The 12,408-nt window shown below is 34.2% G+C and carries 13 protein-coding genes and 1 other RNA gene; 2 read left to right on the plus strand and 12 right to left on the minus strand.

Going from position 1 to position 12,408, the window contains the following annotated elements:
* Positions 1 to 100 precede the first annotated feature (100 nt).
* From BTO11_RS13350 to BTO11_RS13370, 5 genes are all read right to left on the minus strand, one after another.
* Complete coding sequence (locus BTO11_RS13350; protein ID WP_105053061.1) at positions 101 to 1,573, minus strand: cryptochrome/photolyase family protein; 1,473 nt, start codon at positions 1,571 to 1,573, stop codon at positions 101 to 103.
* A 129-nt stretch (positions 1,574 to 1,702) separates the two neighbouring features.
* The gene (locus tag BTO11_RS13355; RefSeq protein WP_105053062.1) at positions 1,703 to 2,665 is read right to left on the minus strand and encodes a YbgA family protein; all 963 of its coding nucleotides are present in this window, start codon (positions 2,663 to 2,665) and stop codon (positions 1,703 to 1,705) included.
* A gap of 9 nt (positions 2,666 to 2,674) precedes the next feature.
* Positions 2,675 to 3,376: a ChrR family anti-sigma-E factor gene (locus tag BTO11_RS13360; RefSeq protein ID WP_105053063.1), complete on the minus strand. Its 702-nt coding sequence runs from the start codon at positions 3,374 to 3,376 to the stop codon at positions 2,675 to 2,677.
* Positions 3,369 to 3,995 (minus strand): sigma-70 family RNA polymerase sigma factor, encoded by a 627-nt coding sequence (locus tag BTO11_RS13365; protein ID WP_105053064.1) that lies wholly within the window; start codon positions 3,993 to 3,995, stop codon positions 3,369 to 3,371. The genes BTO11_RS13360 and BTO11_RS13365 overlap by 8 nt, the downstream gene beginning before the upstream one ends.
* A gap of 294 nt (positions 3,996 to 4,289) precedes the next feature.
* Complete coding sequence (locus BTO11_RS13370) at positions 4,290 to 4,565, minus strand: HU family DNA-binding protein (protein ID WP_105053065.1); 276 nt, start codon at positions 4,563 to 4,565, stop codon at positions 4,290 to 4,292.
* A 324-nt stretch (positions 4,566 to 4,889) separates the two neighbouring features.
* On the opposite strand from BTO11_RS13370, the gene ssrA reads away from it, so the two are divergent.
* Positions 4,890 to 5,258: a transfer-messenger RNA gene (gene ssrA / locus BTO11_RS13375) on the plus strand.
* Positions 5,259 to 5,520: 262 nt separating this feature from the next.
* Here the strand turns inward: ssrA and BTO11_RS13380 are convergent.
* The 7 genes from BTO11_RS13380 to BTO11_RS13405 all read right to left on the minus strand — a co-directional run bounded on the left by BTO11_RS13380 (position 5,521) and on the right by BTO11_RS13405 (position 10,565).
* On the minus strand, positions 5,521 to 6,630 hold the full coding sequence (locus BTO11_RS13380) for an AAA family ATPase (RefSeq protein WP_181135910.1): 1,110 nt from the start codon (positions 6,628 to 6,630) through the stop codon (positions 5,521 to 5,523).
* Complete coding sequence (locus tag BTO11_RS13385) at positions 6,623 to 7,486, minus strand: GTP 3',8-cyclase MoaA family protein (RefSeq protein WP_105053067.1); 864 nt, start codon at positions 7,484 to 7,486, stop codon at positions 6,623 to 6,625. The genes BTO11_RS13380 and BTO11_RS13385 overlap by 8 nt, the downstream gene beginning before the upstream one ends.
* Before the next feature lie 572 nt (positions 7,487 to 8,058).
* Positions 8,059 to 8,205, minus strand: a complete 147-nt coding sequence (locus BTO11_RS16510; RefSeq protein WP_181135911.1) for a hypothetical protein — start codon at positions 8,203 to 8,205, stop codon at positions 8,059 to 8,061.
* Positions 8,206 to 8,331: 126 nt separating this feature from the next.
* Positions 8,332 to 8,595: a ParE family toxin-like protein gene (locus tag BTO11_RS16730; protein ID WP_105053068.1), complete on the minus strand. Its 264-nt coding sequence runs from the start codon at positions 8,593 to 8,595 to the stop codon at positions 8,332 to 8,334.
* Positions 8,596 to 8,655: 60 nt separating this feature from the next.
* Positions 8,656 to 9,384 (minus strand): hypothetical protein, encoded by a 729-nt coding sequence (locus BTO11_RS13395; protein WP_105053069.1) that lies wholly within the window; start codon positions 9,382 to 9,384, stop codon positions 8,656 to 8,658.
* Positions 9,385 to 9,387: 3 nt separating this feature from the next.
* Positions 9,388 to 9,864, minus strand: coding sequence for a hypothetical protein (locus BTO11_RS13400; RefSeq protein ID WP_105053070.1), 477 nt, complete (start codon positions 9,862 to 9,864; stop codon positions 9,388 to 9,390).
* Positions 9,861 to 10,565: a hypothetical protein gene (locus tag BTO11_RS13405; RefSeq protein WP_105053071.1), complete on the minus strand. Its 705-nt coding sequence runs from the start codon at positions 10,563 to 10,565 to the stop codon at positions 9,861 to 9,863. The genes BTO11_RS13400 and BTO11_RS13405 overlap by 4 nt, the downstream gene beginning before the upstream one ends.
* Positions 10,566 to 11,443: 878 nt before the next feature.
* Here BTO11_RS13405 and BTO11_RS13410 point away from each other — a divergent pair.
* The gene (locus BTO11_RS13410; RefSeq protein ID WP_105053072.1) at positions 11,444 to 12,400 is read left to right on the plus strand and encodes a porin; all 957 of its coding nucleotides are present in this window, start codon (positions 11,444 to 11,446) and stop codon (positions 12,398 to 12,400) included.
* The last annotated feature ends 8 nt before the right edge of the window (positions 12,401 to 12,408 follow it).

Raw genomic sequence — 12,408 nt, forward strand, 5'->3', positions numbered from 1 at the left:
ACCGTTTCCATTAAATACTATTTTGAAGTACTAGTGCCGAATGCTGTTACCAAATGCGATTGTTAATCCTGACAAAGAAAACGCTATTGATAAAAAAGCGCTACTTGTAAAAAGAAAGCGCAGCTTCTCTTGCTTCTTTATGGTCAACAATTGCAGGCCAATACATATCTAAATTTTGTTTTTTGATATAGCCATGTGGGAAGTGAATTTCTTTTGCTGGTACTTCCACAAGCTCTGGTACATATTTACGAATGAAGTCCCCATTTGGATCAAATCTTTTACTCTGTAATATAGGATTAAATATTCTAAAGTATGGTTGAGCATCACAACCGGTACTCGCAGCCCACTGCCAACCACCATTGTTAGCGGCTAAGTCACCATCGATTAATGTCTGCATAAAGTACTTCTCGCCATGACGCCAGTCGATTAATAAATGCTTAGTTAAAAAGCTCGCGACTATCATGCGTAAACGGTTATGCATCCAACCCGTTTGATTTAACTGCCTCATGGCAGCATCTACAATTGGGTAACCGGTTTTACCATCACACCAGGCTTTAAAAAGCACAGGGTTATGCGGCCAAACTGCGCCTTGGTATTTAAGGTTAAAACTTTGATGTTTACACAATCTTGGATTGTGAAAAATTAAGTGACGATAAAAATCACGCCAAATCAGCTCATTTATCCAAGTAAACAAAGGTAAGTCTGGCGCCATTAAAATATCTGGATAGTGATTTAAAATCAGTCGTAATAAATACCTAGGACTCACCGCACCTATTGCTAAATATGGCGATAAACCTGAGGTTGCTTTAATGCCTGGGAAATCACGCTCTTCATCGTAGTAAGCTAATTTATCTTGAATGAAATTTGGAATAACTTGATGTTCAATAACATTGGCTAGTGGCCACAACTTAGATGTTAATGGCGAGTCTTTTTCTCCTTCATACTCTGCAATATCATCAGTGCTTGGCAAAACGGCGGACAAGCTGACGTCACTGTTTATTAATTTAGGGAAATAATCAAAACCATAGTCTCGAACGTACTTCAGCCACGCCCGTTTAAACGGGGTAAATACTTTATACATTTCACCGCTTTGATTAAGCACTTTGCCTTTAGGCACAATCACGTCGGACTCAAATACGGTCAGTTTAATGCCGTTGTTTAACAGTGCTTGATCTCTGGCTTGTTCGTTAACCTCAAGCTCTTGATTAGCCACAAGTTCAAAGCTGCTGCTGCCATCTTCACTTAAGCTATCTTTATTTAAGCCATCTTTATTTAAGGTATCTTTACTTAAAGTGACAAGTTCAGTTAAGTATTCCACCTGCTGTGCAAAGTCATCCACTTCAACAATATCTAGCTGAATATCAAGCTGCTTTAGCTCAAATGTTAATAATTCCAGGTGACGTTTAATGAGGTCAATTTTTATTGCCGACCAATCATGTTGCTGCCACTGCTTTTCACAAACGAAAAAAATGGCTTTTGATTTAATTGAATTGGGATCAGGACGGTTTGCTAAAAAATACTGTAACGCAGGGTTGTCATGGGTTCTTAAGTCGTTTCTAAACCACAATATCAAAATTGCACCTCATTTTTTTAATGGCTTTGATGAATATGAGCGCCCTCGTTAATCACTAAGGCGCTCATTTTTAGGTTATGCTTTTAGATTAAATCTCTTACGTTAGCTTTTTTTAAAACGCTAACGAGATTAATAACCGTATCTTAATTTTAAATCCGCAGGATAAGGATTAAGGTAAGTCTGCTGAGTTAAGTATTCTTTTGGGTGTTCCAACAAATAATGTTTGATCAAAGCTAAAGGCACCATTAACGGCATCACACCTTGCCTATATTCATCAATAGTATCAGTTAGTTCTTTACGTTGCTCTGCACTGAGGTGGTCAGAGAAATAGCCCTGAATATGCTGCAAGGTATTAGTATGAGACCTACGAGTCGCTTTAATTTTAAGCGCATCCATAAGACCACTAATATACAATTTCGCCATCTCTTCAACATCCATATCAGCATCGGCTAATAATCGCCCTAACGCTTTATAAGCGACAATGTTATGACTCATTACTGAATACTTGTGTTGGCTATGAAAGGTCATTAGCTTATGTTTAGTAACGCCGCTAGCAACTAAATTGTGCCAACGTTTGTAAGTATAAATACGAGCAACAAAGTTTTCACGGATAATAGGGTCGTTCAAACGGCCATTTTCTTCACAAGGCAACAGTGGATTAGCTTTCATTATCTCGTTAGAAAATACGCCTATCCCATCAGATTTTAATGAGTTACCTTCCGGCGAATAGATTTTCACTCTTTCCATACCGCAAGTTGGGCTATTGGCACAAAACACATAACCAACCATGTCTTTGGTTAATTCAGCGACTTTCTTACCGTATTCAATTAGCGGGTCGGTTACATCGCCACTGCCATCTGGCTGAGCCACGATGATCATGTCGTCTTGTTTTATTTGTCTAATAGTAGGACGAGGAATTGGTAAACCAATGGCTACTTCAGGACAAAAAGCTTTATAAGTGACATATTTACCAAGTTCATTGATGCAAAAGTTAGACGGTTTATTACCTGAGTCGTATCTGACTTTTTCGCCAATTAAACAGGCGCTAATACCTATAGTTAAGTCTTCTTTAGCAAAAACTGATTGAGTCATATCCATTCCTTAGTAAATGAAAGAGCCGATAGGGTTCAATAACTTGTTGATACCTTGAGTAAAGTGCAACGAGTCACTTACTACGGTATAGCACAAACATCCTAATTCCGACATTGGCTGATGCTGATGTTTACCATCTAGCACGATAAAGTCGCCAGCGACGTATTCGCCCATATCATCTTTAAAGCTGCCTTCTAGTAACAAGGTAATTTCATAACCTTTGTGAGTATGCTCTGGAATTGATCCGCCTGCCTCTATTCTTAATAAGCTTGAATGAATATGCCCTTCATCTAGTAATATTCTAGAGCGGCTAAGCTTGCCAATTTGAGCGGGTTTCCCCAATGACATATGTTTCATTACATTTGGTAAGTCGTACTCTACACCACGGAATGTTACCGACAATGGTGTCTCATCAATGTTCAATTCTGTTTCAGCCTGCATCTCGGTAATATTGTTGATCATACTTTGCGCATCAAAGTTATATTCTTCATCATGATCTTGTGCTGCAAAGCTTTCTGCAGCAAACTCTTGAGAATCAAGCTCTTGTGACCCCAAGCATGTTTTTGCAGCATGCTTAGTTAATTCAATAATTTGGTTATTACATTTAGTACAAAGGTCCGAATGGATTTTTATGCCGGCAGAAATAGATGCTGGTAACTCACCATTTACATGTTGTATTAATAAATCAATTTTAGGATGGTGATTAATCATTATTTACTCCTAACAATCCTCTAAGTTTAATTAACGCGAGTCTTAATCTAGATTTTACTGTGCCTACAGGCAGATCAAGATGCACGGCTAATTGGTCTTGAGACATTTCCATAAAATAAAAGCCTTTTATGACTTCTTGCTGGTTTTGCGGCAACTTATCAATAACCGATAAAATTTGTTTTTGCTCTAGGTGATCAGAAAAGGGTTCGTGTTCAACCTCTGCCATTTCTATCATTGGCCAAATATCATCACTTAAATTATCTTCTTTGTTTGATTGCAACTTACGTAAAATATCAAAGGTGACATTACGCATTATGGTGAATATCCATGTTGTTGGCGCACCTTTGGCGTCATCAAACAAATGCGCTTTTTTCCAAACGTTAGACATAGTTTCTTGAACTACTTCGTTAGCTAACGTTTTATTTGAAAGTTTTGACTGAGATATTTTTAAAATTTTTGGTGCAAAGAAATGAAATAATTGAGTGAATGCAGATTTATCTCTAGATTTGGCAACAGCATGTAACCACGAACAAATATCCGTGTTTTGTATAGGACTATGCATAGAACTAATTATATGACCTGTTATTTTATTTGATAAGTTTGATTGTACAACTTGCATAGGATCTGTCCATTATTAAACACATACATACCAATACGCGGCTAATTAAATTAAGGATCACTATTAAAGTATTAATTAATGTATTTTTTACTTTGGTGTTAATAAGGAAGTTAAATTATATCAATTTAATTAAGTATTAATGGGAATTGAGGGGTTTAAGGGTTTAAGGTTGTAAGGCTGTAAGGCTGTAAAGCTGTAAGGTTGTAAGGCTTTAAGGGGTTGAGGGAATGTTTTTACAGCAGAAATAAAAAACGCACCTAAAGAGGTGCGTTTATAATATATAAAGATTAAAAATTAGCTATTACAAGCTTCTTTTAATCCTTTACCCGCTTTAAATGCAGGAACTTTTGCAGCAGCGATTTGAATTGCAGCACCAGTTTGAGGGTTACGACCCGTACGAGCGGCTCTGTCATTCACTTTGAATGTACCAAAACCAACTAAAGAAACATCACTTCCTTCAGCAAGCTCAGCTGTGATTGCAGCTGTAGTTGCGTTTAATGCTTTTTCAGCATCAGCTTTTGAAATGTCTGCACCTAAAGATATGGCTGCGATTAGTTCACTTTTATTCATTTTTATTATTCCATTTATTTGAATTTGGAAACCGAAATCTAAACGTTTCCCAAACAATAAGCAATAGCCAAAAGCCTATATATGCTAACTATTATGGTTTTTTATCTTAAATTCTTTAATTTGGTGTCATTTTAACTGGGAATTTAACAAATTTAATCAGATCTACAATTAACCTGAATTAATTTTAATACCACTATACGTAGCTTTTTTCAGCAGTCAGCGATCTAATCACTTCACAAGCGAATGAAATGGGTTTATCATCAGCTCGTTACATCTTCGGACAATGTTCCGTTGAATAAAGGATTCTGCTAGAAAATATTTTCTGGGGCTGATCTAGGATTCGACAGGATTGATGATACCGGATGGAGCACGTCGAGGGGCGGTTTGCCTCGTAAAAAGCCGCAAAAAAATAGTCGCAAACGACGAAAACTACGCACTAGCAGCTTAATACCCTGCCAAGAGCTCTTTTGCCCTAGCTTCCGCTCGTAAGACGGGGAACAACAAAAGATCAAAACCCAAACGAACTAGTGGCGCGGCTCCTGCCTGAGAGGCAACCCACGAAATATAATTCAGGATAGTCGATAAGTGGCGTGTCTGTTCGCAGCTTATTGGTGAATTTAAAAACTGACTAAACGTGTAGCGCCAAAGGATAAGCTTTTCTGGACGGGGGTTCGACTCCCCCCAGCTCCACCACTCATGATTACACAGAAGCCCTACTATAGAGTAGATAGATAGGACTTCTGGATAATTACACCAACATGTACAGCTGTATATAATACATTAAGTCTAAGTAGCTTAGTCCTATCAACAACTTTTACTAATTCAAGTCATAGTCATAACCGTATCAAACTCAAGCTTCTACTAAAATCGACTTATGATTTAAGTTTGTTCATTTAAAATGGCACTGTTTTTTCGAACGCCACAAACAGGACAATTAAACCTCATATATTAGTAATTAATTGAGTGTTCCATATAAACGCGCCCCCATGTCGGATTTACCTTCTGGACGTTTAACTTTATTTGAAAAACCTAAACAATGAAAAGTAACCTTACTTTCTAGAGATTCTATAACTGTTAATGCCTTAATATTTATGGCCATACATACCATATGAATCGGTTTAGAAAACGAACTTGGTATTCCATTAATTATTTTTTTAACGGTACTGCATGTATCAATAACAGAATCAATAATGATTAAAGGCTTGTTAGGGTCAAGCTCCTTCACTATCTCTGAAGGTTCCTTACACATTAAAATCATTCCGTTAAACTCATTACAAAAACCGTTCGCTATAATATTTCCGGATCTAGGTATAGATAAAACTTGATACCTCTCAGGTGTAAGCCCTGTCTTTTGAATTAAAGGGTCAACTATTAATTCACCAATTTTAAAATGATATTTGCGTAGTTCTGAAGGGGATAGTTTTGGATCAAATTGATCCTTATATAGCGTTCTTAACTTACTATCAGCTTTCACATAATAATTATTTAAATAACGGACATCATCTAATCCCAAACTTAGAAAATTATCATTTTCAAATATATTATTTAAAACGCCAAATTCAATATTGTTTTTGTAACAATAGTCTTCAGCTGCTTGAAATTCTGCTTCGGTACGTTTATTTAATCTATCTATATTGACTTCATCTCGTCGTCTTTTACACGTACGATTATCCATTTTTATATTTTCAGCAATTAGTCTTGTTGGTGTATTTAAAAATATTATGCCATCGCTGATCCCTCTATTTTCTGAGGGCATTGAATTAATTAACTTATTCGTTTTCGAATTCAAAACCAACATATGCCCATCTAAAAAAGTAAAAGTATTATTACGTTTATCATTTACAAATGTACGATGGAGTTTATTTATTAGAATATCTCTATCTTTTAAAGGTATTGAATCAATTTCTTTAAGACTATGAAAACCTCTATCCTTGAAAAATATTTTAAAACGACTTGATGTTTGTATCGCTTGAGAATTGTCTATACCTTTAACTAAGTCTTTACAGACTGCTGTTTTTCCAGATCCAGCTATTCCAACTATGTAAAATAAATAATTATTATCCATTATTAATCTCCTCATCCATAAATTTCATCGCTTTTTTAACAACTTTATCCAAATCAGTTTTTACTTGTTCAGCAACTGGTATTTGAGAGCAGTTTCCAACGGTGGCACATGAGTAACAAGCTCGTTTGGGCTCTTCAGAATTCAAATACTTAACAATATCCTCAATTGAAGTAAGCTTCTCCACTAATAACCCTTCCTCATCCCATTTTTTCTTTGCGATTCTTGAACAAGAAAATAGTCGCCCTCTTTCTAACGTGACGTCATAGCGTCTATAAAAACAAGAATTCCAATGCTCTTTAGTTAATAGCTTGTCGTTTTTAACTTCACTAATTAAATCATCCCAAGCTTCCTTTCGACGAAAATCAATATCTCCACCATATTTATTAACTGTTGTGTAACGACGCCAATTATTTTCAAAGTCGCTTTTACATATATAATCACTGATAACTAAACTATCTAACAAACTTAGAACCTCCTTGGTAATACCTTGGGGATAAAGACCATTTGTAACTAGTTCAACCTGTTTAGTTATTCCTATTTGACGAAGCTGGGTAATATACTCTGGTAATGATTTCGCTAAAGCGGCTTCGCCGCCAACCAAAACAATTTTGCCAATAGATAATCCCAATAGTTTCAGTTTTTTAAGTGAGACTATATGTTCATTTATGCCTTTACCATTAACAGCTTCAATTTGTTTAGGCACATTAAAGCCGCACCCACGACAAGTTAAATTACACTTGTTAGTTACCGTAATTTCTAATTCTTGTATTTCCATATTTGAAGCATCAGTAAATGGGCTAGCCTCTTTTTTTTGTCTGTTTAATGAATTATTAGCTAAGCTATTCGTCAATTTCATATTGTATTTTCCGTTGGATTTAATTACACCAATCTAATGTCTAGGCATTGAGTACTAGTGCAAATTTTAAATATTATTTAACAATGTTACGTCTGAGTTGTAACAGTCCTTAAGCATCAATCAATTCCTAAATATATTTAGAAGTCAGGGCATCGACATGAGCACTCAGACAGAATCCAATAATGTTGTTTTATAATGAGAGATACCTTGCCTGTTGTGTTTTTTCCGTTATCATTAAATGGCAACTGGCCAAAATAAGCTTGATATAATTCGATATTATTTTCGAATATAGTTTGCTGAGTTTTACTGTAGTTCTATCTAATAGGGTCTGATTATGTAAGTAATATACCAATACCGTATTACAATTCTTCACGTGTGACTGAGTGAAGAATATATGTTGATGCCTCAATTTACCCACTAAGGTACTCCGGGGAATTATTATTTCTGGATAAATAAAATTTAGAGTTAAAACGATTTATACTCTATCTCAGCATAATCTATTACTGCAGCTGTCCCAAATTCGCTCTGTGAGAGCAATAATTTATCTTTCAACTTTGTAAAATTTAACTTTTTTATAGATCCATCAATACTATGTAACAAATCAATTTTTGTGAGTTTGCTTCTACTTTTGAAACATCTATTGACTCATCGTCTAAAATAGTCACTTTATGTACCCCCTGCTTTGTTTTGCTTACTTCTACTTCCATGTACTTGCTCATACTGACGATTAGTACTTAATGTACCTTTGTTAAATTTTTTTAATTTGATGGATTATCAAATGGTTTTATATTTTTTATCATGTGTCATTTCCTTTTTTGGTTGTTAATAAAGTAATACTTTTTGTATTACCTTCGTTTAAGGAAATGATTTAGGTTTTTACGTAGAATGATTGTTTCTAATACGAAGCCTGTATTCGTTTTTTTAAATATTAAACGGTAGTAGCCTAGTTTGAAGCGTATTAAGTTTTTTGCTAAGTGAAGTTTTCTACCTCCTAATTTTTGGTACTTACAACCATTATCTAATTCCTCTTGAATCGACAATGCTCTATGAAAGTATTTTTGAAGTGTAGATGATGTGTATTGTTGAAATAGTGTATGAAGTGTTATCATTTTTAAGCTCCAGTTAATTAACTGTAGCTATCGTCTTCTAGTGCGCCGCACAACCAATAATTAATTTAAAATATTTTTTAAGTAATCCCAAGCCTCTTTAGATTCAGACTCTTCGGCGTAAATTTTTGACATTAATAATTCAATTACAGGTAAACGAATAATAGATTCAGAACTCAATATTTTAAGTATTTCTTGAGCTTTTAAGTATTCTTTTACGATAAAATGCTGTTCAGCCTCTTTGTATAGGCTCATATACCGTTCCCAAGGAATATCTTCAAACATAATAACTATTGGGGAAATATCGTTCATATCATTTTTTTCGTTCGAAAATGGGGATGGGAGTTTTTCGCTAAAAAAATCAAAATCTTGCGATTTCAAACATCTAACTATTTTATCAATTTTTTCACTGATAACTCCTAATGAAAAATACTCCAAATACTGTTTTTTAGTTTTTTCGACTATATGAGTAATATCCAACTCACATTTAGTACTTTTAAACATGCAATACTCTTCTAGAAAACATTTAGTTTTTTTTGTATCACCGTCAAATAAATACCAAATAATTAAAATATTACGAACAGAGTACTTTCTTCCTTGTTTAATCGGGTATTTATTTTGTTTAATACCTTGAGCTTTTAAATCTAATATTTTTCCTCTGTATAAATTAGCGTTTGCTCTTTTCGTAAAAATTGTATTCAACCCATCCTTAATTGGTGTAGGTAGTGGATCAACTTTAAGCTCACGCCGAGCAATTTCTAAAAATGTTAATGGTTCAATATCAAACGGCATAATTTATTTCATATAACAGAGTAGCTTTAGAAGGTTCGTTCTATTTAATAACTTTTTAGAACTATATCTAATTTTATCGACCGCTTTTTTACCTTTGATACATCGATAAACATAAGTACTTTGCCACCTGTTACTAGAGTTATTTATTGGCTCATTATTATAATGTTGATAAATGTATTTTATTGCTCCAACACACTGACCGATTAAGATTGCCTCTAGCTTTGACAATGAAAGTATTCCCAACAAGTTTCTTCTATCTTCGTCTACTTCATTACATGACCTTACTAGGTCGAGTTCTGAATGTTTCTTTATAAAATGAATGGCTAAACATTCACCTAATTGAATAAACTCTTTTTTATTTAAAAGAACAAAGTTAGCTTTTCCTACACTTTTCAAGTGAATGCAATCGTCAGGAAGACTTTCTTTTGAATAACTTATATGGCTAAAAAATAAAAGTGAAAATACGATTACAAATTTCATTTAGCAGCCCCTTCTCCAAATGGTTTTAATGTTCGAACTACAATAATAATGATTATCAACCATTCTATAAAACTAATTGTATCGCCTACCACACCGTTTAAATAAATTTTTATAAGTATACTTGGGGTAATATCAGGTGTGTAAGTGTAAGTGAACGTAATGAAAAACATCAATATCATCAATTTGAATATATCTAATAAAACTCTATTAAGCGAGTTAGCACAAAGTGCTATTTTGTATCGAATACTATATTTACCTACTTTAACTTTGGTTAATTTTTTGATCTTTGAAAATGTGAATATTAATATGAAGTAAAAGCACAGTTTATCCAATACATTAATATCACTAACATACCCTAAACCTGGCACCATCTCATCGGGGTTAGTCATAACAATTAATCCGTATAAATAAAATGTAATGTATGACAAGGATAATAATAAACTACACAGGTGTATAATCGATTGACCATAACCAATTTCAATATCTCTGAAAGTATATATTCCTTGCGGATCAAACAGTCTAAGTTTATGGCGTAGTTTCTCAATTAATTCTATTTCAATTTTATTGAAATATTTATCACCTACTACTTCTTCTGACTGTTTTACTGTTTGTTCTATTTCCTCTAAGGTTCTGACCGACTGCAACTCTTTTGTATCATTAATTATGACAAAGTTAGGTTCAGTATCTGAATTACCATTCATTTTTAGGGATTCCATTCTGTATTATATAAAAGTTAGTAACTACGTAGCTTGCCCACTATAAACTACTATTTAACTTTTGGGATTAGCATATATTAATAATGACAAATATATTTAAGTATAACTGCCTGATTAGCCTGAAATGAAAGAAATTAGTTTCTTTATTAACGTCAAACAAAAAATTAATAGGCATTATAAATGTAAGAGCGGCTCAATGATTTAATAGTCGTATATATTTGCTTCAAAACATAATATATTCGCTTAATATAACAGATCAAATTCATGCCAAACAGACCTATTCAAAATAATAAGCAAATACTAAGTTAGCCGAATTAGCTTGATATTCACTGAAAGTTTTAATACAAGGTTTTATTAGTCACACTAAAATTTCCTAGCTACATCACAATGAACAACGCTATACACTTCCCTATCGACTACTTATTAGCTCTGATTGTTAATACTGAGAGTCAATCACCTAAGTTTTAACGGTGCTATTTAAAAACGCCCTTCTTAATAAAAACCAAACGCTCTCTTACAAAAAATAAACGCGGTATATATAGATAGATAGTGTTAATTAAGTCTTTAATTGGACAAATATAATACATTCAATAATTTGTCGGCATATTAGGCGTGACAATTGGTGTTGTTTTCTTCAATATAGGAACGATAACCATAATGATCTTGTGGTTATTTTTTTGCCAGTTACGTTAGCGCTTATTTTCAACTTCTTGTCTATTAATGATCTGTATAAATGAAAGCGGTAACTAATGGTGCGGTTATTACAATTGATACGATAACCATGTAAGCCAAATATAAATCAACTATATAAATCATATTGATAAAGCAACAACTTAGTCTCAACTTATAAATTAGGATACATAATGATAAAAATAACATCCAAAACTTCATTATTTGCTGCATTAACAAGTTTACTTATAATTCCTAAAGCTGCGCTGGCTGAAGATTATGATGTGTACGGTAAAGTTGAAGTACAAATTGCTGATACTGATACAGGCGAAATGCGTTATGCCGCAGAAGGTACGCAAATAGATGCTCCTTTCTCACGCATTGGTATTAAAGGTGAACGTAAACTTAATGAATATTTCACCGCTGTATTTAAATATGAAGTACAAGTTAAAGGCTTTGAAAGTGATGATACAACACAACCATTTTCTGCGCGTAATACTTACCTAGGCTTAAAAGGTGCTTTTGGTGAAGTTGTAGTAGGTAGAAACGACAGTCGCTTTAAATATTCAGAAGGCAAACTTGATAACTTTAATGAAACTCAAGGTGATATAGCTCAAATCATTGCAGGCCAAGATAGATTTGGTGACACGATTACCTACTCGTCTAATTATTGGAATAACGCTCAATTTTCTGTTACTTATGCACCAAAAGACGATGCTACCGCTGAAGAAGCTGGTTTTGCAGCAACCTTTATTTATGGTGACCGAGGTTTAAAAAAGACACCGTATTATGTGTCACTAAGTCATGTTGATTCACTTAATGATGTTATTGCCAGTCGCATTGTTGCTGTGTATAAATTTGAACAATTAAAACTAGGTGCGTTATACCAACATTCTGAGTCAGTAGATGGTACTAAATCAGGTGATGGCTATGTATTAAGCGCAAGTTATGCAATTGATAAGTGGGTTCCAAAAGTACAATTGGCAACTGATGATTCAACAATTCGTCAAGCGTCGGAGGCCACACAGTTGAGCGCCGGTGTTGATTATTTATTTGATAAGCAAACAAGTGCTTATTTTCTATATACAGATTTAGATCTTGATGCGGCGGCTGACAGCAGTGTTGCGCTTGGTCTTAAGTACAACTTTTAAGAGGTTAC

The sequence above is a fragment of the Psychrosphaera saromensis genome, from assembly GCF_002954545.1.
GTDB lineage: Bacteria > Pseudomonadota > Gammaproteobacteria > Enterobacterales > Alteromonadaceae > Psychrosphaera > Psychrosphaera saromensis.

Excerpts from the sequence above, each read along its gene's own strand:
- BTO11_RS13355 (WP_105053062.1), bottom strand. The coding sequence starts at position 2,665 with ATGACTCAATCAGTTTTTGCTAAAGAAGACTTAACTATAGGTATTAGC.
- BTO11_RS13360 (WP_105053063.1), bottom strand. The coding sequence starts at position 3,376 with ATGATTAATCACCATCCTAAAATTGATTTATTAATACAACATGTAAAT.
- BTO11_RS13365 (WP_105053064.1), bottom strand. The coding sequence starts at position 3,995 with ATGCAAGTTGTACAATCAAACTTATCAAATAAAATAACAGGTCATATA.
- BTO11_RS13370 (WP_105053065.1), bottom strand. The coding sequence starts at position 4,565 with ATGAATAAAAGTGAACTAATCGCAGCCATATCTTTAGGTGCAGACATT.
- BTO11_RS13380 (WP_181135910.1), bottom strand. The coding sequence starts at position 6,630 with ATGGATAATAATTATTTATTTTACATAGTTGGAATAGCTGGATCTGGA.
- BTO11_RS13385 (WP_105053067.1), bottom strand. The coding sequence starts at position 7,486 with ATGAAATTGACGAATAGCTTAGCTAATAATTCATTAAACAGACAAAAA.
- BTO11_RS16510 (WP_181135911.1), bottom strand. The coding sequence starts at position 8,205 with ATGAGCAAGTACATGGAAGTAGAAGTAAGCAAAACAAAGCAGGGGGTA.
- BTO11_RS16730 (WP_105053068.1), bottom strand. The coding sequence starts at position 8,595 with ATGATAACACTTCATACACTATTTCAACAATACACATCATCTACACTT.
- BTO11_RS13395 (WP_105053069.1), bottom strand. The coding sequence starts at position 9,384 with ATGCCGTTTGATATTGAACCATTAACATTTTTAGAAATTGCTCGGCGT.
- BTO11_RS13400 (WP_105053070.1), bottom strand. The coding sequence starts at position 9,864 with ATGAAATTTGTAATCGTATTTTCACTTTTATTTTTTAGCCATATAAGT.
- BTO11_RS13405 (WP_105053071.1), bottom strand. The coding sequence starts at position 10,565 with ATGAATGGTAATTCAGATACTGAACCTAACTTTGTCATAATTAATGAT.
- BTO11_RS13410 (WP_105053072.1), top strand. The coding sequence starts at position 11,444 with ATGATAAAAATAACATCCAAAACTTCATTATTTGCTGCATTAACAAGT.